Origin of the sequence: Pseudomonas sp. WS 5532 (assembly GCF_012985445.1) — a bacterium.
Taxonomy (GTDB): Bacteria; Pseudomonadota; Gammaproteobacteria; order Pseudomonadales; family Pseudomonadaceae; genus Aquipseudomonas; species Aquipseudomonas edaphica.
The window spans coordinates 18,765-41,742 of the sequence record NZ_JAAQWK010000003.1 but is presented as its reverse complement, the minus strand read 5'-3'; the positions used below and the strand labels follow the sequence as shown (position 1 = coordinate 41,742).

At 60.9% G+C, this 22,978-nt stretch carries 17 protein-coding genes; 3 read left to right on the top strand and 14 right to left on the bottom strand.

What is annotated here, in order from left to right; all coding sequences use genetic code 11:
• Positions 1-4: 4 nt before the first annotated feature.
• The 8 genes from HBO23_RS06920 to HBO23_RS06885 form a co-directional block, all read right to left on the bottom strand.
• Complete coding sequence (locus tag HBO23_RS06920; RefSeq protein WP_170037135.1) at positions 5-2,962, bottom strand: autotransporter serine protease; 2,958 nt, start codon at positions 2,960-2,962, stop codon at positions 5-7.
• Positions 2,963-2,992: 30 nt separating this feature from the next.
• Entirely contained in the window at positions 2,993-4,327 is a 1,335-nt protein-coding gene (locus HBO23_RS06915; protein WP_170037114.1) for a TolC family outer membrane protein, read from the bottom strand.
• A 2-nt stretch (positions 4,328-4,329) separates the two neighbouring features.
• Positions 4,330-5,643 (bottom strand): HlyD family type I secretion periplasmic adaptor subunit, encoded by a 1,314-nt coding sequence (locus HBO23_RS06910; protein ID WP_170037111.1) that lies wholly within the window; start codon positions 5,641-5,643, stop codon positions 4,330-4,332.
• Entirely contained in the window at positions 5,640-7,397 is a 1,758-nt protein-coding gene (locus tag HBO23_RS06905; RefSeq protein ID WP_138450830.1) for a type I secretion system permease/ATPase, read from the bottom strand. Before HBO23_RS06905 ends, HBO23_RS06910 begins: the two co-directional genes overlap by 4 nt.
• A gap of 102 nt (positions 7,398-7,499) precedes the next feature.
• Positions 7,500-7,868, bottom strand: coding sequence for a protease inhibitor Inh/omp19 family protein (locus tag HBO23_RS06900; RefSeq protein WP_170037108.1), 369 nt, complete (start codon positions 7,866-7,868; stop codon positions 7,500-7,502).
• Positions 7,869-7,917: 49 nt separating this feature from the next.
• A complete protein-coding gene (locus HBO23_RS06895; RefSeq protein WP_170037105.1) occupies positions 7,918-9,366 on the bottom strand; it encodes a serralysin family metalloprotease in 1,449 nt (482 codons plus the stop codon).
• Between the two features lie 370 nt (positions 9,367-9,736).
• Positions 9,737-10,840 (bottom strand): P1 family peptidase, encoded by a 1,104-nt coding sequence (locus HBO23_RS06890; protein WP_170037102.1) that lies wholly within the window; start codon positions 10,838-10,840, stop codon positions 9,737-9,739.
• Between the two features lie 9 nt (positions 10,841-10,849).
• Positions 10,850-12,214 (bottom strand): APC family permease, encoded by a 1,365-nt coding sequence (locus HBO23_RS06885; protein ID WP_170037099.1) that lies wholly within the window; start codon positions 12,212-12,214, stop codon positions 10,850-10,852.
• A 200-nt stretch (positions 12,215-12,414) separates the two neighbouring features.
• On the opposite strand from HBO23_RS06885, the gene HBO23_RS06880 reads away from it, so the two are divergent.
• Positions 12,415-13,200, top strand: a complete 786-nt coding sequence (locus HBO23_RS06880) for a helix-turn-helix transcriptional regulator (protein ID WP_017135586.1) — start codon at positions 12,415-12,417, stop codon at positions 13,198-13,200.
• A gap of 129 nt (positions 13,201-13,329) precedes the next feature.
• Here the strand turns inward: HBO23_RS06880 and HBO23_RS06875 are convergent, their stop codons facing one another.
• The 4 genes from HBO23_RS06875 to HBO23_RS06860 are packed head-to-tail and all read right to left on the bottom strand — an operon-like array spanning position 13,330 to position 17,100.
• A complete protein-coding gene (locus tag HBO23_RS06875) occupies positions 13,330-14,409 on the bottom strand; it encodes a polyamine ABC transporter substrate-binding protein (protein WP_170037096.1) in 1,080 nt (359 codons plus the stop codon).
• 60 nt (positions 14,410-14,469) lie between these two features.
• Positions 14,470-14,811 carry a cupin domain-containing protein gene (locus HBO23_RS06870; RefSeq protein WP_170037093.1) on the bottom strand — a complete coding sequence of 114 codons (342 nt, stop codon included), beginning with the start codon at positions 14,809-14,811 and terminating at the stop codon, positions 14,470-14,472.
• A 26-nt stretch (positions 14,812-14,837) separates the two neighbouring features.
• Positions 14,838-16,244, bottom strand: a complete 1,407-nt coding sequence (locus HBO23_RS06865; protein WP_170037090.1) for an FAD-dependent oxidoreductase — start codon at positions 16,242-16,244, stop codon at positions 14,838-14,840.
• A 49-nt stretch (positions 16,245-16,293) separates the two neighbouring features.
• Positions 16,294-17,100 carry a helix-turn-helix domain-containing protein gene (locus tag HBO23_RS06860; protein WP_170037087.1) on the bottom strand — a complete coding sequence of 269 codons (807 nt, stop codon included), beginning with the start codon at positions 17,098-17,100 and terminating at the stop codon, positions 16,294-16,296.
• A gap of 256 nt (positions 17,101-17,356) precedes the next feature.
• Here HBO23_RS06860 and HBO23_RS06855 point away from each other — a divergent pair, with 256 nt between their 5' ends.
• The gene (locus tag HBO23_RS06855; RefSeq protein WP_026013572.1) at positions 17,357-17,629 is read left to right on the top strand and encodes a DUF1652 domain-containing protein; all 273 of its coding nucleotides are present in this window, start codon (positions 17,357-17,359) and stop codon (positions 17,627-17,629) included.
• A 139-nt stretch (positions 17,630-17,768) separates the two neighbouring features.
• On the opposite strand, the gene HBO23_RS06850 is transcribed toward HBO23_RS06855, so the two are convergent.
• Positions 17,769-20,216, bottom strand: a complete 2,448-nt coding sequence (locus HBO23_RS06850; RefSeq protein WP_170037084.1) for a UvrD-helicase domain-containing protein — start codon at positions 20,214-20,216, stop codon at positions 17,769-17,771.
• Positions 20,217-20,436: 220 nt separating this feature from the next.
• Between HBO23_RS06850 and HBO23_RS06845 the strand changes: the two genes are divergently transcribed.
• Positions 20,437-21,132 (top strand): pirin family protein, encoded by a 696-nt coding sequence (locus HBO23_RS06845; protein WP_169985964.1) that lies wholly within the window; start codon positions 20,437-20,439, stop codon positions 21,130-21,132.
• A 115-nt stretch (positions 21,133-21,247) separates the two neighbouring features.
• Here HBO23_RS06845 and pgm read toward each other — a convergent pair whose 3' ends face one another.
• A complete protein-coding gene (pgm, locus tag HBO23_RS06840; protein ID WP_099549798.1) occupies positions 21,248-22,894 on the bottom strand; it encodes a phosphoglucomutase (alpha-D-glucose-1,6-bisphosphate-dependent) in 1,647 nt (548 codons plus the stop codon).
• Between the last annotated feature and the right edge of the window lie 84 nt (positions 22,895-22,978).

Below are 22,978 nucleotides of genomic sequence, written 5' to 3'. Positions count from 1 at the left end.
GTGTTTAGAACTGCCAGTTCAGGCTCATCCCCACGCCTTGGGTTTTCGCACGCCCACCCAACTGGCCGTTGTAATCCAGGTTGACCCGCGTGGCCTTGCTCAGCGCCAGGCTGGCCTGCACACCGACCAGCGCGGCATCACGCAACAACGGCGAACTGCGCACGGCAAAGGACGGCCCGCCGGCGACAAACGCCAAGTGTTCTTCGGATTCAACCGCCGTCAGGCTGTGCTGCCAGCCCAGCGAACCGGACAGTTCGAGCTGCTGATGGTCATTCAGAGGCAGGGTTTTCAAGGCCCGCACACCGAGGGTGCTGAGCACCGCATCGCGCCGATCGCTGCCACGTTCCAGCGCCGCCGCAGCGCCTTTTTCATGAAAGGAATCACTGTCCAGGTGTACATAGGCCAGGTTGGCGAACGGCTCCAGCGCCAGCGGTTGCAGGTGAATGCGGTACGCAGCATCAGTGAACAACTGCGCCGTGCGCGCATCCAGCTTGGTCTTTTGCTTGCCGCTGACTTCGCCGTACTGCAGGTCACGCTTTACGTCGCCGCGATGCCAGCTGTAGGCACCACCCACGCTGACGCGCCAGTCGCCCAGTTCACGCCCGGCATACGCGCCGAAGTGGTAACTGTCGATGGACGCCGACGAGTGCGTGCCACTGCCCATGTTCAGCGAACTGTCGCTGTAGCCGGCAACCACACCCACGCGGGTCTGCTCGTCCAGCGCGCCGTCCACACCGGCGAGCAAACCGCCAATCGAGGTGGTCGAGCCTGCCGTTTCGCTGCGGCTGTCGGTCTTGCCCCAGGCGCCAAGGGCCTTGATCCACAGGTTGCTTTCGCCGTTCACGGGCACATGGCGCAGGCGTTCACCTACAGCATCGCGCAGTTGCAGGCTGTCGTTGATCAGCATCGCGCCAATCGCCGGGTAGATCTCACCCGACAGTTGCTGCAAGCCCTGGCGGGCCGTGGCCACCGAGTCCGACTGCAACAGGCTTTCATACACCGGGTTGCCGGCGCCCAACTGCTCGGCCGCCGCCGCGACACTGCGCTGGTTGCGCGTGGCGGCAACGCTGGCGAACGCAGCGTTATTGCGCCCCAAATCCAACTGCACGCCGTTGGCGGCGTAATCAAGGGTGCCGCCGAGGAACAGGTAGTTCGGCAGCACCTGGCCAAACTGGCCCTGAACGCCGCCCGCCGCCTGGAGGATGGTGTACTGGCGGCCGATCAGGCTTTGCACTTGGCTCTGGCTGAGCAGTGTGGGGCTGTTTTCCAGCGCCAGGGTCACGGTGCCGCCGCCCAGCACGGCTTTGCCGCCTGCGACGATGCGGTCGCTGCTGGTGGGCGTGAGTTCCACCGCATAGGTGGAGCCTGCGCCCAGGTTCACATCACCGGCTACCTGCAAGGTGCCTACCGAATTACCCGGTGCCACGGTGCCGCCGCTGTTGACGCTCAAGGCGCCGATGCGCCCGGAGCCGCCGAGGGTGCCGCTGTTGTTGACGGTCACCGCCGAGGTCAGCGAACCGTTGACTGCCAACAGGCCGCCATTCACGCTGGTGGCACCGCGATACGTGCTGTCGCCGCTGAGCACCAGGCTGCCGGCGCCGGATTTGATCAGGCTGCCTTCATACACGCGGTTGGCTGCGGCCTGATCACGGGCAGTGCCAACGGCGTAATCGGTCTGGTCCTGCTGGCTGGCATTCGCGCCCACGCCGTTCTGCCACCCCTTGTCGATCAGGGTTTGCTGCCAGGCACTGTGCTCGGCGCGGTCTTCGGCCTGGCGTTGAACCAAGGCCTGGTCAGAGATGCCGTTGCTCCACACATCGCCCTGCCCGGCCGCGAGGTTGACGTTCATGTTGCCAAGCAATTGCCCCGGGCCATGCATCGCTCGGCCAAGGTCCGGCACGCCCCAGCCGACGATGGTATTCGGTGCTTGAGTGACAGAGCCGTCGAGTTGCGTGGCAGTGGTCAACAGTACCTGCAACGCCTGCTCATTGGTCATGTACGGGTAGCGCTCCATCACCAGCGCCAGCGCGCCGGTGGCATGCGGTGCCGACATCGAGGTGCCGGACTTGACCCCATAACCGCCATCGGGAATGGTGCTGTTGATCAGCGCGCCAGGCGTAGAGATGCACCAGTATTTGGCGATTCCGCACTTGTTGTATTTCTGGTTATTGGCTTTATCCAGGCCGGACACCGCCAGCCAGTGGCCTTCCAGTTCCGGCTGGAAATACGGCAAGGCCGAGCGCACGCTGGCATTCGCATACCCGCTGTTGCCGGCGCTGAACACGTTGATCACCCCGGCCTTGGCCACATCCGCCGCGGCATCCAGCCAGGTGCCCTGGTTGTAATGCTGGGCATAGGCGGCGTGCAGGTCGCCGAGGGTCTGGTAGCTGACATCCTTGGGCTGGCTGCCCCAGCTGTTGTTGATGGCGCGCACGCCGGAATCCACCAGCGCGGTGTACACCGCCTTGAAATACTTGGAGTCCGGGGTCGGGCCAAACAGGAAGCTGTCGTTGGCGTTGGTGTTGCCCACGTAGATTTGCGCGTTGTAGGCCACACCGTGCATGCCCACGCCATCACGGGCTGCGCCCATGGTGCCGGTGACATGGGTGCCGTGGGAATCATTGTTGGGGTTGAGTGCGCCGGTGGTGCTGAACGGCTTGCCATCGACGTAGGTGCCGCTGGCGGTGACAGCGTGGTAGCGGTCTTTGGAAGCTTCAGGGTGGTTGGGGTCAAAACCCGAATCCAGCGCGCCGACTTTGACCCCGCTGCCGGTGATACCGGCCGCATAGGCTTCATCCGCCTTCATGCGCCCCAGGCCCCAGTCGCTCTGGAACTCGGCGGAGCGCCAACTGGCGGGGTTACCCGCTTGGCCGTTTTCGGTATAGGCCGCCTGTGCCGCAACGGACAACAGGAGTAACGAGCCTGCGGTAAACGGTTTGAAACGTGGTGAATGGGTGATCATCTAACCCCTCCTTATTCTTCTTATGGATGCTCATTTCACCGGGCCGAAAGCCTCATCGACTTTCGCCAGGTCGGTGTCGCGCAAGTTGCCCGCGTAGTAGTGCAATTTGGTCCAGGCCATCAGGTAGTCGTAACGCGCCTGCGCCAGGTCGCGACGGGTGCTGTACAGCTGCTGCTCGGCGTTCAGTGCATCGAGGTTGACCCGCTCGCCACCGAGGATGCTTTGCTTGGTCGACACCACCAGCGCTTCGGCCGAGGTCAGTGCCTTTTGGTACGCACGCAATTTGCTCACGCCCGACAGGCACGCACTGAACTGGCGGCGCAGTTCGATCAGGGTTTCGCGGGTCTTGCCTTCCAGCTCGTACTCGGCCTGTTCCATGCCACGGCTGGCCTGGCGAGTGGAGGCGGAGATCCCGCCACCGGCATACAGCGGCAGGCTGACTTCAACGCCGATGGTGTTGGTGTCGTAGTGCTGGTTGTAGGTGTTGCCGCTGTCGGACTCCTGTTTGCGCGAGCTGGCATACGCGGTGATCTTGGGCAAATGCCCGGCGCGGTTGCGCTCCACTTCATAACGCGCCACTTCCACGGCCTGGCGCTGGGACGCCAGCGTGGGGTTATTGCTCAGCGCCAGTTCATGCCAGGTGTCGTAGTTGGCCGGGGTCAGGGTGAAGGCAGCAAAGCTCTGGTTCAGCGGCGCCAGGTCGTGGATGTCGACGCTTTGCACGCCGATCAAAGCCCCCAGTTCGCGCAACGACGCGTCCTGCTCGTCCAGCGCCTGGATCTCTTCGGCGGTGGCCAGCTCATAGCGCGACTCGGCCTCGAGAATATCGGTGCGCGTGCCTTCGCCCTGCTGGAACAGGTGCTGGTTCTGCTGGAACTGCTGCTCGTAGGCCTTTTTCTTGGCGCGGGCGATGTCGATCTGGTCCTGGGCAAACAGCGCCTGGGTGTAATAGCTCAGCACCCGCACCAGCAACGCCTGGCTCTTGTCGCGAAAGCTTTCATCGGCGAACAGCGCCTGGGCCACGCCCTTGCGGTAGTTGGCATAGGCTTCGTAGTCGAACAACGGCTGTTGCAAGCTGAAGGTCGAGCCATAGCTGTTGTAGTTGCGGTCGTCGCGATAACTGCCGCCGCGCCCGTCCGGCAGGTGCGCTTCGGAGTTGTTGCGGCCCTTGTTGTAGTTGTACGAAAGCCGCGGCAGCAGCCCGGCACGGCCGATGGTGCGGTTTTCCAGGCCGGCGTCACGCTCCTTGATGGCGCCGAGAAACACCGGATCGTTACGCAATGCCTGCTCGTACACATCAAACGGGCCCATGGCGGCGTGGGCACTGGTGCAGCTCAATAATAAGGTGATGAACACAACGCGCATGCTCATTCCTCAGTCAACGCAGAACCGGCGCGATCGAGCAGCGGTTTGAACAGGTAGTTGAGCAAGGAGCGTTCGCCGGTGCGTACAAACATCTCGGCGGGCATGCCCGGCTTGATCACCAGGCCGTGAAGTTTTTCCAATGCAGCCTCGCTGACCGTGGTGCGCAGCACGTAGTAAGGCTGGCCGGTCTTTTCATCGAGCATCTGGTCGGCCGAGATCAGGCTGACTTCGCCCGGTACACGCGGGGTGCGGCTCTGGTTGAAGGCGGTAAACAGAATGTCGACGGGTAAGTGCGTACCCACCTTGTCGACCAGGTGCACCGGCAAATGCCCTTCCACTTCCAGCCGCGTGCCTTGTGGCACGATCTCCAGCAGAGTCTCACCGGCGCGCACCACGGCGCCCTCGGTGTGGACACTGAGGTTGACTGCAATGCCATCGGCTGGCGCATTGATCTCGCTGTGCTGCAAATCAAAACCCGCCGAGGTCAGTTGCTGTTCCAGGGTCAGGCTGCGCAGTTGCGCGTCGGCCAACTGGCTGCGCACTTCTTTCTGATACTCCTCACTGTGCTGCTGCAATTTGAGGCGTGATTCGAGAATGCCCTGCTCCACGCGTCCGCTTTCTCCGCTGTTCTGCGCCAGGTCCTGTTGCACCTGGGACAGTTGGCGCTGGTAGTCCAGCAAGCGGTTGCGCGGGATATAGCCGTTGTCGGCCAACGGTTGCAGGTTGGCGAGTTGATCACGCAGCGATTGCGCCTGGGCGGACAGGTCGGTACGGGCGCGGCGCATGCCGCTCAGTTGCGAGGTGGCACCGTCGATGTTGGCGCGAATACCGGCTTGTTCACGGGCAAAGGCTTCACGGCGGCTGCTGAACAGCTGGCGTTGGCCTTCCAGCACCAGGGCCAGGGCCGGGTCGGGGTTGGCGCTCAGCTCAGCGGGAAAGGTAATCGCCGCTTGGTTGTCACGCTCGCTCTGCCAGCGTGCCACGCTGGCCCAGGCCATGCGGTACTGGGCTTGCAGCGACTGCACGTCGGCCTGGTTCTGGGTCTGGTCGAGGCGAAACAGCGGTTGGCCCTGTTTGACCAACTCGCCCTCCTTCACCAGGATCCGGCTGACCACCCCAGGGCTGAAGGTTTGCACGGCCTTGCGCTTGCCCGAGACCACCACCGTGCCTTGCACCGGGATGCCCTGGTCCAAGGGCGCGAGGCTGGCCCAAAGGAAAAAACCACCGGCGCCGACAATCGTCAACCACCAGCCCATCTTTACGAAAAAACCGGCATCACGTTCTTTAAAGCGGGGCTCTACAGTAAGGCTGCTCATGCGCCTGGATTCCTTCCGGTCTGGTACTGACGGCTAAGGCTCACACCGGCCTTTTCCCGTGGCGCTTCCTGCTGTTGCTGGCCCGACAACGCGCGCAGCACTTCCTGGCTGGGGCCGAAGGCCTGCAATTGACCTTCGCTGAGCACCAGCAACTTGTCGGCCTGGGCCAACGCCGAGGAGCGATGGGTGACCAGCACCACGCTGCTGCCCTGGGCTTTCATCTGCACGATGGCGCTGGCCAGGGCGGCCTCGCCCACGGTGTCGAGGTTGGAGTTGGGTTCATCCAGCACGATCAAACGCGGCGCGCCATACAGCGCACGCGCCAGGGCCACCCGCTGCTTCTGGCCGCCGGAGAGGCCGCCACCGTTGTCGCCCAACACGGTGTCGTAGCCTTGCGGCAGACGCAGGATCAACTCATGCACACCGGCCTGTTGCGCGGCTTTCACCACCAGCTCCGGGTCGGCTTCACAAAAGCGCGCAATGTTGTCGGCGATGCTGCCGCTGAACAGTTCGATGTCCTGGGGCAAGTAGCCGATATGCGGGCCGAGGTCGTCGCGGTTCCAGCGATGGATATCCGCGCCGTCCAGGCGCACGGTGCCGGCCAGGGTTGGCCACACGCCAACCAGCACGCGGGCCAGGGTCGATTTGCCCGAACCCGAAGCACCGAGCACGCCCAGCACTTCACCGGCGCCGAGGTTGAAACTGACCTGTTGCAAGGTCGCCACACGCCGCCCCGGCGGGCCGGCGCTGACGTGTTCGAAACTCACCTGGCCCTTGGGCGCCGGCAACGCCATTTGCTCGGCTTCGGGTGGGAATTCACGCAGCAGGTCGTCAAGGCGTTGGTAAGCCAGCTTGGCCGAACTCCACTGCTTCCACACCGCAATCAATTGGTCGATAGGGCTGAGTACACGGCCCATCAGGATGGACCCGGCGATCATCATCCCGGCGGTCATCTCGCCTTTGATCACCAAAAAGGCGCCCAGGCCCAGCACCAAGGATTGCAGGCACAGGCGCAGGGATTTGCTCAGCGAGGTAATCACCGAGCCGGTGTCGCTGGCCCGGTTCTGAAACCCTAGGAACTGCGAATGCACGGCGAACCAGCGTTTACGCAACGCGCCGAGCATGCCCATGGCCTGAATGGTCTCGGCGTTGTGCAGGTGGCTGGTAGCCAGCTGGGTTGATTGTTGGGAAAAAACACCCGCCTCGCCCAGTGGTTTTTTGGTCAGGTATTCATTCAGGCACGCCAGCGCGATCAACAACACAGCGCCCGCCGTGGCCAACACGCCCAGCCACACGTTGAACAGGAAAATCACAAACAGGTAGATGGGAAACCACGGCGCATCGAAGAACGCGAACAACGCAGGCCCGGTGATGAATTGGCGAATCACGGTCAAATCGCCCAGCGATTGCCCGGCATGCCCCTGCCCGCGTTGCAGGTTGCGTTCAAACGCGGCTTTGTACACGCGCAAGTTGAAGCGCCGCTCCAACTGGCTGCCGATGCGAATCACGACAAAACTGCGCAGCACTTCCAGCGTGCCGATGAAGACAAAGAAACCCACGACCATCAGCGTCAACATCACCAGGGTGGTTTCATTCTGGGAGGACAACACACGGTCGTACACTTGCAGCATGTAAATCGACGGCACCAGCATCAACAGGTTAATCAAGGCGGTAAAGCAGCCGATGCTGATCAAAATACCCTTGTATTCACCCAGCGCCCTGAATAAGGGCGCAACCACATTGGACTTCGCCATAGTGTCTGTTCTTCCCCGAAGCCAATGACGCGCAATAGTTGCCCGTGCCCTGAAGTGGGCGGCCAACTATTAAACTCTTGTTATAAGCTTATAACTTTTTAATTAGGGTGTTCGTTGCAGCACAACTTCCGGTATTGAAGGCGTGCGCCCTTTGTATTCACCGTCTTTCTCGCGATTCAAATGAATAATCCCGCTGCCCTCTGCATTAAACAGCCAGATACCGTCCGGGGTCGGCAACCAAGTCAGGGGCTTTTCCCTCAGCCATAGCTCGGCGCAGGCGACATCACCGGCCACGGCGTTGGGCTCATCCAACAGGTCGAGCGCACACACTTGGTCCTGTTGCTGCAATTGCCAATGGCCGGCCAATTGCGCGGTGGTGGGTAAAACCAGACTGCTCGCCATGACGTGGGCTCCTGCCGAAACGAACAACACCTGTGAAGCACAGGCGATCAAATGGGAAAAACGCGGCATCTGCTGCTCCATCCTGAGAGCGCGGCGCCGGGGCGCCGCGCGCTTTACATCAGGCTACGATGTCGCTGGCCACTGCCTGGCCGACGGTGGTGACGAGGAAATCCGCCACGCCGTGCCCGGAGAAGTCCACCGCCAAGGTGCCCAGGTTGGTACCCGAGGCATAGCTCAGTACAGCATCGCCGGCATGCCCGGTGAATGCATTGACGAAGCTCAAGCCTGCACCTTTGGTGATCCCGGACAGGTCGATCTTGTCCGAACCGGAGGTGAAGTCAAAGATCTTGTCCGCCGCACCCGGCTTGGAGTCGGAACTGGCACCGTACACAAAGGTGTCGTTGCCGGCGCCGCCCCACAGTTGGTCCGCACCGCCACCGCCGTAGATGATGTCGTTGCCGGCACCGCCTTTGATGATGTTGGCGGCGTTGTTGCCGATGATCAGGTCATTGCCCGAACCGCCAAACGCGTTCTCGATGGTAACGCCCTTGGCGATGGACACGTTGCCCACCAGGCCGCCAACGTCGGAGAACGAGGCCTCATTGAGGTTGATCTTCTGGTTTTGGGTAAAACCGGAGAAGTCCAGGGTGTCGTTGCCGCCACCGTCCCATACCGAGAACACCAGCTTGTCGGCATTGGACGTGGCGCTGAGGAAGTCACGCCCGGTGTTGGAGTTGAAACCGTAGGTGGTGTCGCCGGCGCGGGTGGCGTAGTTGGCGCCGTAGAGCTTCTGGATCGCGGCAATGTCGTCGATCAGCGGGCCGGACGAATAGGCTTCGACCCCGCCTTTACTGAAGTTCTGGTTGGTGTTGCTCTCGCTCCAGTAACTCATGACGCTGTAGCCACGCGTGTCCTGTCCATAGTCCGCGTCTTTGTACGAAGGGTTGCCGGTCCCGGCGTTGTAGTCGCCAGGGTGATCCAGGCCCAGGGTGTGCCCGATTTCGTGGGTCAGGGTCTGCCGGCCATAGTTGTTCAGGTCCGGGGTCTTGTTCGGTGTGTAACTGTTGTTGGTCAGGTACCAGGAAGTACCGTCCAGCCCGCTCTCGTTGTACTTGGCATTGGTGCCAGGCAGGTAAGCGAAGGCCGCTGCGCCATCCTGGCCGCTGCTGTAGTTGCCAAAGGTCATGTGGAAGTCACCGCCCGAGGATTTCTCGGTGAAGGTGACGTTGGCCACATCCGCCCAGGATTGCATGGCCAATGCGGCCTGTGCTTTCTGCTGGGTGTTGAACTGGCTGAACCCGGAGATGCCATGTTTGTTCATGGTGGCCGAGGAAGCCGAGGTCAGGAAGGTGTAGGTGAGATCGATCTTGCCGTTGCCATCAATGTCCCGATACGCAGCATTCTCGCGCAACAGGTGGTCGGCGGCCTGGTCCACTGTGAACGAGGGCTTTCCATTGACCGTGAGGTTACCGCCACGGTCATACAGATGGCTGAAGCTATCGATTTGCGAGTAAGCAGTGCTGGCTTGCGCGGCAGATACAATAGCTTTGTCTTTTACTTTTGACATAAACGTACTTCCTTGTTTGCAAGTGCATCAGTCTTTGTTCGATAGGAACCTCGCGGGCGAGGATCGTCCTATCACTCGCCTCTTTTGAAGGCGTATCGAAACTGACACAACTTGAAATCTTTCGTCTACAAATATTTCCGCAACAAAAATGTGACGTAGATTCAACTTGAGGAAGTCGCACACAGCGTTTGCTGGGGGTAATTGCGCTTGCGCCGCAAATCGCCGCCGACTGTTATTTAAATATTAAATAGCGGTAAAGCCGCTCTTGCTGAGCGGCCCTCTTTAATAATGGATCCAATATATTGACACGGTGTCATAGTTCAATATTAAAGAGCCACCACTCGCACTATTAAAGTGCGTGCCCCCCCCATTACCGGGACAGACTCCAGCCGCACTTGTTTAACGCGCCGATTAATACTTCGTCGGCAAGTCCGGGCACCGTGATGCCGTCTTCCGTCGTCATGTCCTCGCCCGCGAGGATCGCGTTGATAATCGCCTCCTCCACCGCCTCTGCGGCGGCACTGAACAAGGGCGAAATATGGTCGTTGTTGACCATGCGCAATACGCTGCTGAGTGCCAGGTCCTTGCGCCCGTAATCTGCCGGTGGCAGGCCGTGATTGCCGGTGGCGAAGGCCAGGAACAGGTCGCCACTGGAATCCTCGGTGCCGCCGCCGGTGCGCGCGATACCGATGGAGGCGCGTTGCGCCAGGCGCTGGCATTGATGGGGCAGCAACGGCGCGTCGGTGGCGATGATCACCACGATCGAACCCATGCCCGGCGTGCCGCGCTCGGCGAAGGGTGATGGAATGTCCATCAACTGGCGCCCGACCGGGTAGCCATCCACGCGCAGCTCCTGGCGCTTGCCATGGTTGGCCTGCACCAGCACGCCGACGGTCCAACCGCCCTGCTCCTCTGGCACACGCCGGGATGCCGTGCCGATGCCGCCCTTGAACTCATGGCAGATCATACCGGTGCCGCCGCCGACGGCGCCCTCTTGCACCGGCCCGCCCTCGGCCGCGTCCAGCGCCTGGCGCACATGTTCAGGCTTGACGTGCTGGCCCCAGATATCGTTGAGCAGGCCGTCGTAGGTTTCCATCACCACCGGCATGCACCAGTACACCGCCGGGTCCGCCAGGCGCTCGCGCTCCAGGGCGATCAGGCTGTCACGCACAATCCCGATGCTGTGGGTGTTGGTGATAGCGATGGGTGTGGTCAGCAGCCCCGCTTCGCTGATCCACTCAAGGCCGGTGGCGTCGCCATTGCCGTTGAGCACGTGGTAGCCGGCGAAACACGGTTGCTGTCGCGCCTCCCCGGCGCGCGGCTGGATCACGCTGACGCCGGTGCGCACCTGCTTGCCGCCGATGCTGGTCTTGAGCGTGGCGTGCCCCACCCGGACACCGGGAACATCGGTGATGGCATTCAATTTCCCGGGCGTGCCCAGCCCTAACGTAATGCCCAGTTGACGTGCTCGCATACCCACTCCTTACAATTTCTGAAACGCCGGACTCGTCCGGCCAGTGATGCAATACAAAATCACCGACAAGGCCAGCAAGCCGATGATGATCATGATGTCGCGCACCGACGCCGCGGCGATCAGGGTCACCAGCAGGTAACCGGCGCCCAGTACCGCCAGCACTGCCGGCAGCGGCCATAACGGCATGCGATAAGGGTGCTCGCGATCACGCAGCAGCACCCGGCTCATCAGCGCGCTCAACGCCACCACCAGGTACACCAGGATGATCAGCAATACACTGAAGGACGTCAGGTCCGCCAGGTTCGAGCTGAAACTCAACAGCGCCGAAGGCACCGCCAGGAACAGCGTCGCCAGCCATGGGGAATCCCAGCGCGGGTGAATACGCGTGAACAGCGCGTTGATGCGCGGCGTCCACAGCGCATCGCGACCGCTGCTGAACACCACTCGACCAATCTGGATGACGATGGCGACAATCGCGTTGAACACCGACAGGAAGATCCCGGCACTGACCAGGCGTGACAGGGTTTCATTGCCGTGGCTGGTCAGCAGATAGCCAATCGGGTCAGGGCTGCTGATCATCGCGCTCAGCGACGGCGCGCCGATCAGCAATGCCGTGATCGGCACCAGCTCGATCACCACCACCAACCCCAGCGACCACAGCACCGCTTTGTGCACGCCTTTGCCACCGCACTTCATGTCTTCGGCCAGCAATACCGCAGGACCATACCCATTGAACGAGAACAGGCCGATGCCGACGGCGCCAATTACCAGGGCCCAGGGCGCCAGGTGCAGCACGCCGTTTTCGACGATCTGCGGCTGGAACAGCACGCTGGCGGGCTGCACGGGATTACCAAAGCCGATGAACACGATCACCAGCAACGCCGCCACTTCCAACAGCAGGCAGGTGCCGGTAATCCAGGCATTGAGCTTGATATTGAGGATGCCCAGGGCGTAGCTGCACACCACGATCACCAGGGCGACGGTTTGCGAGTCGAATTTTGTGCCCAGGGCGTTATTCAGGTACGTCGCGGCCCCTGTGGCCAAGACCGGCGGGATAAACAACAGCATCACCAGCACCGTCAGAAACGTCGCATAACCGGCCATGCCGCCAAACACTCGCTTGGCATACACATATTCACCACCGGCGCTGTTATGGGCGCGACCGAGTTCGGCGTAACAGAAGGCGAACATCAGCGCGAGCAAGGCCGCCATCACAAACGCCAGGAACACGCCACTGCCCGCTTGCTGGATGGCAAACGGTGCAATCACGAATACAGAGCTGGCCGGCGTGACCGCCGAAACCGTAATGGCCACCACATCGAAAACACTCAGCGTTGGCTTGAGCACGCCGTCTGGCGCGGGGGAAGCACTCATATCGTTATCCTCTGTCGTTATTTTTGGTAGGAGGCAGAAACGAAAAAAGTCGGGCGGTTGCGAGATATGTTTCTCGCTGGATGACGGCAAAGTAAACGCTGTGTTTATGCGGGCCAATTCCCCTATTGGCGTACTCCCCTTGACGATACTCGGCAAAAGCCGAACCCTTGGCTGATCTATTGAGGGCTGGAGCCGTGTTTATGAGCCTGTTCAGAGAGGTCGGCATGCACGCAGGCCTGGGCCGCACCGTCGCACACCTGGGCACCGAGCACTTCTGGAAGCAGTTGGTGCTGTTGCTGCACCAATGCCTGCCGTTCGATAACGCCCTGGCGATTTTTTACCCCCTCGATGGCCCGCCCGTGGCCCTGGAAGAATACGACGCCCAGCCCAGCAGTAAACCGGCCTCGATGCTGGTGTACCTCAATGGCCTGTACCTGATCGACCCGTTTTACCAGGCGTACCGCGAAGGTTATGCCAGCGGCGTGTATCGCCTGGAGGAAGTGGCACCGGACCATTTTCGCCAGAGTGAATACTTCCTCAACTACTTCCACGACAACGTGTTGGAAGACGAGGTGCAATTCATTCTGCAGTTACCGGGTACAGGCACGCTGTCTTTGTCGCTGGGCATGCAGCGACGCTTCAACTTTGAAGAGACCGGGTTGATGACCACACTGGCGGCCTGGGTGCTGCCGCTGATGCAGCAGCACTGGCAGCAAAGCACCCAGCGTGTACCGGCGATGGACACGCAGATTCGCGATGCGCTGAGCCATTTTGGCAGCGGTGTACTGTCGGAGCGCGAGCTGGAAGTGGCGCGCCTGGTGCTGCGTGGGTTCTCATCCAAGGCCATGGCCGAGCGTTTGAAAATCTCGCCGGACACGGTCAAGGTGCATCGGCGGCACCTGTACGCAAAGCTGGATATTTCGTCGCAGCCGGAGCTGTTTTCGTTGTTTATCCAGTCGTTGGGGCATGATCTGGAAAACCCCTGAAAACCGGCATTGCACAGTCAAAATGTGGGAGCGGGCTTGCCCGCGATAGCGGTGTGTCAGTCACCCACTAGCCGACGGACAGGTCGCAATCGCAGGCAAGCCAGCTCCTACAGGGGCTCGGTGTAACCCCTAGCGTCCGGTACGAATGGTGTTCCACACCCGCGTGCGAATCCGGTCGATGTTCAGCGGCATTGCTTCCAGGGCGAACAACTTGCCCATCATTTCCGGGCTTGGGTACACCTTGGTGTCGGCCTTGATTGCAGGGTCTACCAGGCTGTCAGCCGCCGCGTTGCCGTTGGCGTAGTGCACGTAGTTGGTGATGCTGGCCATCACCTCCGGGCGCAGCAGGTAGTTCATGAACGCGTAACCGGCTTTTTCATCCGGGGCATCGGCCGGCATGGCGACCATATCGAACCAGATCGCGGCGCCTTCCTTGGGAATGTTGTAGCCGATATTCACACCGTTCCTGGCTTCCTTGGCGCGGCTTTCGGCCTGCAGGATGTCGCCGGAGAAGCCGACAGCCACGCAGATGTCGCCATTGGCCAGGTCGGCGGTGTACTTCGAGGAATGGAAGTAGGCCACATACGGACGCACTTTCATCAACAGGCCTTCAGCCTTTTTGTAGTCCTCGGCCTTCTTGCTGTGGGGCGGCAGGCCCAGGTAATTAAGCGCCGCCGGCAGCAGTTCCGGGCCGTTGTCGAGAATCGCCACGCCACATTTTTGCAGCTTGGCCATGTTCTCGGGTTTGAAGATCAAGTCCCAGGAATCCACCGGCGCGTTGTCGCCGAGCACCGCCTTGACCTTGTCGATGTTGTAGCCGATGCCGGTGCTGCCCCACAGGTATGGGAAACCATGCTCGTTGCCCGGGTCGTTGTTTTGCAGGGCCTTGAGCAGCACCGGGTTGAGGTTTTTCCAGTTGGGCAACTGGCTCTTGTCGAGTTTTTTAAGCGCGCCGCCCTGGATCTGCCGGGCCATGAAGTGGTTGGACGGAAACACCACGTCATAGCCGGATTTGCCGGTCATCAGCTTGCCGTCGAGGGTTTCGTTGCTGTCGTACACGTCGTAGGTGAAACCGATACCGGTTTCTTTCTGGAAGTTCTTGGTGGTGTCCGGCGCGATGTAGTCCGACCAGTTGTAGATCTTCACCGTCTCGGCGGCCTGGCTGATAGCGGCCACCAACATCAAGGGCAACAGGGCAATGGCTTTCATGGTTCGATTTCCTGGCGGTTTTAGGGCTGTTTTTATGGCAGGCGATCAAGGATCAAAGCGTTACAGCATCAACACGTAGGTCTTGCGCACGGTCTCTTGGATGTCCCAGATACCGGTGCTGTTGGCCGGCAACATCAGTGCATCGCCGGCTTGTAGGTGAACGACTTCACCGTTGTCGGGGGTGAAGGTGCAGCGGCCCTGGATGAAGTGGCAAAACTCCTGGGATTTGATCTGTCGGCGCCAGCGGCCTGGGGTGCATTGCCAGATGCCGGTTTCGACGCCATCGTTGCGCTCAACACTTAAGGTCGAGGCCACGGCGATGGGCTCGCCCAAGGGCACGGCCACCGGTGACGAGTCCGGCAGGTGGGCATTCAGCGCGTCTTTGAAGTGAGTGATGCTCATGGGTTTTCCCGTGTGAGTGAAACGGCCTAATGCATGAAACCTTCCATGAACCCGGCCACGCCGGTCGCCAATTTGCGCCGCCACGGCGCGCTGTTGGGGTTGGCGAGCACCTGGTCTTCATGGACAAAACTGCGAATGATCGCGTTGTAACCCAGCCAGCGGCAGGGTTCGGGCTCCCAGGCCTTGAGCGCGTCCAGGCCACGCTCGCGGATCACCCAGGGCTGGATGGTCAGCGGCGTATCGAGGCCGAGTATCATGTCGGCCAGGGTGCGGCCTCCGAGGTTGGTGGCACCTACGCCCTCCCCGCCATAACCACCGGACAGCGCGATGCCGGTGGTGTGATCGCAGAGCATGTGCGGCCGGAAGTTGCGCGACATGCCGAGGTTGCCGCCCCAGGAGTGGGTAATCCTGACGTGTTTAAGCTGTGGGAAGAGTTCGCTGAACAGGTAGCGTCGCAGCTCCACTTCGCTGGTGGTCAGGTCGAAGTTGTGGCGCAGCTTGCCGGCAAACTGATAGCCGCCACGGGCGCCGAATATCAGGCGGTCATCCGCCGAACGCTGGCCGTAGGTGACCTGGCGGCTGCTTTCGCCAAAAGCCTGGCCTCGGCTCAAGCCAATTTCATCCCAGGTGCTGGCCGGCAACGGCTCAGTGGCGACAATCAGGCTTTGCACCGGTAACTGATAGCGCCCCAGCGGCGGCAACGTGGTGGCGTAGCCCTCAACCGCCGGCACTACCCACGCGGCGCGCACGCTGGCATTGGCCGTGCGCACGCTGCCTGACTGCCAATGGGTGACCGGGCTGTTCTCATAGATCGTCACGCCCATGCTCTCCACCACCCGCGCCAGGCCGCGTACCAGTTTGGCGGGGTTGATGGTTGCGACATGGGGCGCATAGATACCGCCATACGGCTTGGCGATGCGGATTTGCTCGGCCAGCTGTTGCGGGCTCAGCCAGCGGTAGTCCGCTTCGGTAAGGCCCTGGGCGTGGAGCGTGTCCAGGTAACGGCGCAGGCTGCCTTCCTGCTCCGGGTAACGCGCCGCGCAGTACAGCACGCCGCCTTTGCGGTAGTCGCAGTCGATGCGTTCACGGGCCAGCACCCGGGCGACCTCGTCGGGGATGCCATGCAACAGGTCAAACGAGGCGCGCCGTTGTTGCGCTGACAGGCCGGCCAGCAGGCGGTCTTCGCCCAACAGGTTGCCCATCAGCCAGCCGCCATTGCGGCCAGACGCACCGAAGCCTGCTGTCTGCGCTTCGATAATCGCAATCTTCAGCTCCGGAGCCTGGCGCTTGAGGTAGTAGGCGGTCCACAACCCGGTGTAGCCGGCGCCGATAATCGCCACATTGACGTCCAGGTCGTGCGCAAGGGACGGCCGCGCCACCAGCGGGTCGTCCAACTGGTCCATCCATAAACTGATGTTGCGCCATGCCGGCATGCCAAGCTCCCCAACCTCATTTCGATAGGCTGGATCCTAGAGCGCGGCGTTATGGGCTGTCTTGCGCGCGTGCACGCAGAGAAATTTGTTTGACGTAGGCCTTGGGCGATTGCCCGGTGTGCTGGCGGAACGCGCTGTAGAACGCCGACAGCGAATTAAAACCGGCGGCAAAGGCCAGGTCATCGACCTTTATCGGCGGCACAGCCTTGTCCAGCGCAGCCAGCAGGTGTTGGAGCCGGGCCTGGTTGACGTAACGGTAGAAGCTCTGCCCCAGCACCTGGTTGAGCAGGTAGGAAATCTGGTTGCGGCTGTAGCCACACTCATTGGCCACACGTTGCAGGTCCAGCTCCGGGTCGAGATAGGGTTGCTTGAGTTCGAAGTACTGCTGCAGATCTTTGGCCATATGCCCCAATTGTTGGGGCGACAGGCCCAGGCGGCTGACTGTAGGGCGCAGGGTTTGGGTCTGCTGCTCATGCACCAGGGAGGCGTACTCGTTGACGCGCCAGATCAACCCATCGCGCACGGTAATCGCCTCACTGGTGCGAAATGACACCAGGCCCTGGCCGCCGCGCAGCGTAATGCGGTACTGGATAAACGCGGTATCGCCGTCGGCGCGAATACGGTCGATGTGCTCAATCGCCTCGTCGGCGCCACGCGGCATGCTGGCTTGCAGGTACTCGCGCAACTCGGCCTGACCCACCACGCGGTTTTGGAAAAAGTCGTGGTACTGAATGTCGGGGTGGTAGTAGGACATCACGCCATCCAGGTCGCGATGGCGCCAGCACAGGTGATGGCGCAACACCAGATCGCCGGTGGCTTGGGTTTGTTCGTACTCTTCACTCAAGACGGGCTGCATGGAAGGCTCTGCGGCGGGAATGCCTGGGAGATTGCCGAATTTGCCGGCGGCATTCAATGGTCAATTGGAACTTCTGACTAATGGCCTTTTGCCTGGTTTTGAGTAAGAAATGATCCACGTCATATGATCGCTAAAGAACTGCCGAACGGCCCCTAAAAAGTCACCGCGCGCTTGCGAACGAATGCTATTTTGAAGGTCTTGATGCCACGACCAGTGAAGGCCATGGCCCCCTGCCGCGAGCTAAAGGAAGCGCTCAATGAACAAGGTGGGCAACATGAACAAAGTGACATTTCCCAACGCCTGCCAGCTGATGCGCTGGCATTTTCATCCGATGGGCTTCGAGGGGAGTATGGACGCCCCCGGCAGTATGGTTGCGCGCCTGTTCGACCGGGCCAGCGGCGAGACGTTGATCGCGATTGCCGGCATTCCTTGCGCCACGGTGATGAATGCGGCCGATGTGGAGCGCATCATCGAAGCGGTGGAGGATGAGCTGGAGTGTTTTGTGCCGCCGCTGTCGTTGCGGGCGTGAACCCGATTTAACAGGTAAATCTTAACCAATATGGGAGCGGGCTTGCCCGCGATGGCGGAGTGTCAGTTTGCAAAGTTGCCAACTGATCTACTGCTATCGCGGGCAAGCCCGCCCACACATTGGGTACTGTGTTTAGCTGCTAGCTGCGTCGGTCATCAAAAAACGCCTTGCGCCCATCAACCCGCTCCGAAGCCCTTGGCACGTTCACCCCCTGGCCTTCCGGCTTCTCCACATACCAATAGCAATGGCTCACCGCCCGGGTAATCCCGACATACGCCAGGCGCAGCACTTCGTCTTTCTGCGCGCTGTCGTAGGGCTCGCTGTCGCCGTCCTTGCCCAGGCCCGCCATGCGGTAAACCTGGTTTTTGTAAGGCGAGCTGGTGACGTGCTGGCAATCCCCGAGCAGGAATACCGCGTCTGCTTGCAGGCCCTTGGCACTGTGATAAGTCAGCTGTTTGAGTCGGCGATCCTGTGGCTGCAAGCTAGAATCCACATTAATTACAGATTGAATATGCTCCTGTATCAATAACTTATCGCTACTTTTTCGATAAAGCATTAGCACTGTATTACCGCGCTGATAGTGCTCCAGCAACTGCCGCCCCAGTGCGGCGTCGTCCCGTTCCAGTACCACGACGGGTTCCAAATCCTTGGGCTCGCCACTGGCCTTGGCCTTCTTGCCGGGAATCGCCGGGGCTGCGCGCACCACATGTTCGGCGGCGTCGATGATGTGCTGGTGGCTGCGGTAGTTCTCGCTGAGCATCACGCGGGTGGTGCTGGGTGACGGGAATTCCTGGTTGAACGCCATGAAGTACTTGGGTGAACTGCCGCGCCAGCCGTAGATCGACTGCCAGTCATCACCCACGCACAGCAACGACGAGCGTTGCGCCCCGCGCCCTACGTGCATCGCCGGGCCACGGCTGCGAATCTCGCGCAGGCTGGCGCGGATCCACGAGACGATCTGCGGCGATACGTCCTGGAACTCGTCGATCATCAGGTGCGACATCGGCCGTAGCAGTGGATCGCTGAGCAGCTTGAGGTTCTCCGGGGTGTTCTCACCGAACAGCGAAAACATGCGGTTATAGGTCATGATCGGCGGCGATTGATCGAGCAAATGATCTTCCAGCGCCTTCCAGAAAATGCTCAAGGCTTCAAAGTAGCCCCGGTCCGGGTCGTCCTTGGCGAAGCTCATTTGACCCACAGCCGTTGGCACATCCAACCCGAGATTCTCGATAAACCCGGCCGCCATCACGAAACTGTCCAACAGCGGCGCCGAGGCCAGCTCGCCCTTGACCTTGTAATCAAAGCCAGGCCCGGCGCTGGCATCGCCCGCCAGGCTGCTTAAAAGGCGCTTTGATGATTCGTAGTTATCTAGCCATATCAGTGGCTTGCGACAGAAAGCTTGAAACAAGGTGCGCTTTACCGCCCATTCGGCCCGCACCGAAAGCTTTGCATTCGGCCGGCTGGTCTGAGCGTTTTCCCGCGGATCAAAACCCAGTACTACCCAGGCATCCAGTTCCGCGATGTAGCCGTGGCAGTGAAATTGCGCACCATTGATTTCGAAGGTCTGGCGACTGGGCTCTATGCCTTTGATCGGCCAGGCGCCGGCGCGAAACCACAGGTCCTCGATCACGTCACAAAGTTCTTCATCGCGCTTGGCTGCCAACTCGGTGACGGCGATGCGTTTCTGCACGTCGGGGTGGTCGCGCTCCAGTTCCTTGAGTTGCAGGCCATGACGGGCCAGTGGTGCGATCAGCTCGCGAAAGCGCGCATGGCGGCCATGCAGCCGGTGATAACAAGTGTTCATCTGTTGGCGCTGGGCGTCGCTGATACGCAGGTCGAAGGGGTTGCTGTCGGCATCGTCGAAACCGCTGCTGAGGTTTTCAAACGCTTGCAGCCGCTCGAAGCCCGGCAGGCTGCGCACCATCGGCAGAATGCGCGAATGAAAGGTACGCACCACGGCCTGGGCTTCTTTGAAACCAAGGGGCTGGCCCCACAGGCCGAGAATTTCCATGAGCTTGTTGATGAAGTCTTTGCGCGATTCGCGGGTGAAGGTCACCACGGTCATCGAACTCAGCTCAAAGCCCAGATAGTGGTTAAGCAAGAGGATGCGCAGCACCAGCGAGGTGGACTTACCCGCCCCGGCACCGGCAATCACTGAGGTCGATGGGGTGTCACTGAAGATCATCTTCCATTGCGCGGCACTGGGCTGGGCGTGGGCCGGTAGCAGACGTGCTACGTCAGCCTTCATGCGCTTCTTCACGTCGGCCGTGAGTGGCAAGCGCCAATCGTCGAACAAGCTGTCATCCACCCCCGGTGCGCGGTGCTCGTCGGGGCGAAAGTCGCGGATCAGCAACACCTGCCGACCTTCCTCGAGGCCGTCGGCCTTGCCTTCGCGATAGCCATATTCCACGCCGGCTTCGTGCCCGCTGCGAAAGCCGTCCGCCTGGCCGTGCAGCCAGGAAAACCGATGCTGGGCACGCAAACGCGTCAGGCCATGGCCAAACAAACGGGCGGCGAGCCGTTTCAGCAGGGGCATTTCTGCCAGGGGACGCAGTTCGGGGGGCAGATCGGGGGTTTGTTGCGGCACGCGGACTCCAGCGATGAGGTTGGTTCTGGCGAAGGTGCCATGGTCGCCGGAATCGGCGCGCAGTTCCAGCCAATTGCTTTGTTGTCATGCAGTTAGGCGATGAAGTAAAAGTCAAAACGCCAGCAATCAATCGAATAAACAGATTGGAATCCGGCATTTTTTACGCTTTTTATCGATCATGTACTGCTGGATGATAGCCACCATCCACAGGAGACCCATCATGCTTGAACTTCGACCTTTCACTACCCTGGGCGGCGCCCATCATGGCTGGCTCGACGCCCATCATCACTTTTCCTTCGCCGAGTACCACGACCCCAAGCGCATGCACTGGGGCAACCTGCGGGTGTGGAACGACGACATCATTGCGCCCGGCACGGGCTTCCCGCAGCACCCGCATCGCGACATGGAAATCATCACCTATGTGCGTGAAGGTGCCATCAGCCATGCCGACAACCTTGGCAATAAAGGCCGCACCGAAGCGGGCGACGTACAGGTCATGAGTGCCGGCACCGGGATTGCCCACAGCGAATACAACCTGGAAGCCATGCCCGCCAAGATTTTCCAGATCTGGATCATCCCGAATGAAGCCGGGCTGCCGCCATCATGGGGTGCCAAGCCGTTTCCCAAGGGCAATCGCGAGGGTTTTGTGACCCTGGCCAGCGGCAAGGCCGGTGACACTGAAAGCTTGCGCATTCGGGCGGACGCACGCCTGGTAGCGGCTAACCTGAAAGCTGGGGAAAGCGCCGAATATCGGCTGGACAGCGGGCGTCGGGCGTATCTGGTGCCGGCGACGGGGGTGATTGAAGTCAATGGCCTGCGTGCGCAAGCGCGAGACGGTGTGGCGGTTGAAGATGAGCAGGTGTTGCGGGTAACCGCGGTTGAAGACAGTGAAATCGTCCTGGTAGACCTGGCCTGACCTACAGACTGAACCCAATCAACTGTGGCAGCTGGCTTGCCTGCGATGCGCACAACTCGGTACATCAGGTACACAGAGTTGATGCAATCGCAGGCAAGCCAGCTCCCACATTGCGTCAGTTAGAACTGATGGCGCCGTCTACCAGCACCTGCGCCTCTTCCACCAACTGCTTGAGGTGGTCTTCACCCACAAAGCTTTCAGCGTAGATCTTGTAGATGTCCTCGGTGCCCGATGGCCGTGCGGCGAACCAGCCGTTTTTGGTCATCACTTTCAAGCCGCCGATTGCCTGGTTATTACCCGGCGCGTGGCTGAGGATCTGCTCGATGCTCTCCCCGGCCAGTTGCGTGGAGGTGACCTGCGCAGGCGACAGCTTGCCCAGCAACGCTTTCTGCGCCGGGGTCGCCTTGGCGTCGACACGAATCGCGAACGGCTCGCCCAGCGCGTCAGTCAGGCCACGGTAGATCTGGCTTGGGTCCTGGCCTTTGCGCGAGGTCATTTCGGCGGCCAGCAAGGCCGGGATCAGGCCATCTTTGTCGGTGCTCCACACCGTGCCGTCCTTGCGCAGGAACGACGCGCCGGCGCTTTCTTCGCCGCCAAAGCCCAGTGAGCCTTCGAACAGGCCATCGGCAAACCACTTGAAGCCCACTGGCACCTCAAACAGGCGACGGCCGATACGCGCTGCAACGCGATCAATCAAGCCGCTGCTGACCACGGTCTTGCCCACCGCAGCATCGGCGCGCCACTGCGCACGGTTCTGGAACAGGTAATCAATCGACACGGCGAGGTAGTTGTTCGGTGCCAGCAGGCCACCCGAGGGCGTAACGATGCCGTGGCGGTCGTGGTCCGGGTCACAGGCGAAGGCGACGTCGAAACGGTCCTTGAGGCCGATCAAGCCTTGCATCGCATAGCTGGAGGACGGGTCCATGCGGATCTGGCCGTCCCAGTCGACGCTCATGAAGCGGAAAGTCGAGTCGACCTCGGTGTTCACCACGTCCAGGTTCAAACGGTAGTGCTCGGCAATCGCCGACCAGTAGCGCACCCCTGCTCCGCCCAACGGATCCACGCCCAGGCGCAGGTCGGCGCTGCGGATGGCGTCCATATCGATCACATTGACCAGGTCGGCCACATAGCTGTTGAGGTAGTCATGGCGATGGGTGGTGTCGGCCTTGAGTGCCTGGGCATGGGTAATGCGTTTAACCCCGGCCAGTTTGTTGGCCAGCAGCTCGTTGGCCTTGGCTTCGATCCACTTGGTAACGTGGGTATCGGCCGGGCCGCCATTGGGCGGGTTGTACTTGTAACCGCCACTTTGTGGCGGGTTGTGCGACGGCGTAATCACGATGCCGTCTGCCAGGCCGCTGGTACGGCCACGGTTGTAGCAAATGATGGCGTGGGAAATGGCCGGGGTCGGCGTGTATTCATCGCCTTCAGCCAGCATCACATGCACGCCGTTGGCAGCCAGCACTTCCAGGGCACTCGCGCCCGCTGGAGTCGACAGTGCGTGGGTGTCCAGGCCGACGAACAAGGGACCATTGATGCCCTGGGCTTCACGGTACAGGCAAATAGCCTGGCTGATAGCAAGTACGTGCCATTCGTTGAAACTCAGCTCGAACGAGCTGCCACGGTGACCGGAAGTACCAAAGGCCACGCGCTGGGTGGAGATCGCTGCATCAGGCTGGCCGGTGTAATAGGCCGTGACCAGTCGCGGGATATCCACCAGCAACTGAGCTGGCGCCGGCTTGCCCGCAAAAGGACTGATTGTCATGCATAAACCTCGAGAAAGAAGGATTCGGAAAAAATGACAGTTTACTGAGAGTTGGACTACTGCGCGACGGTATTGATCCTACAA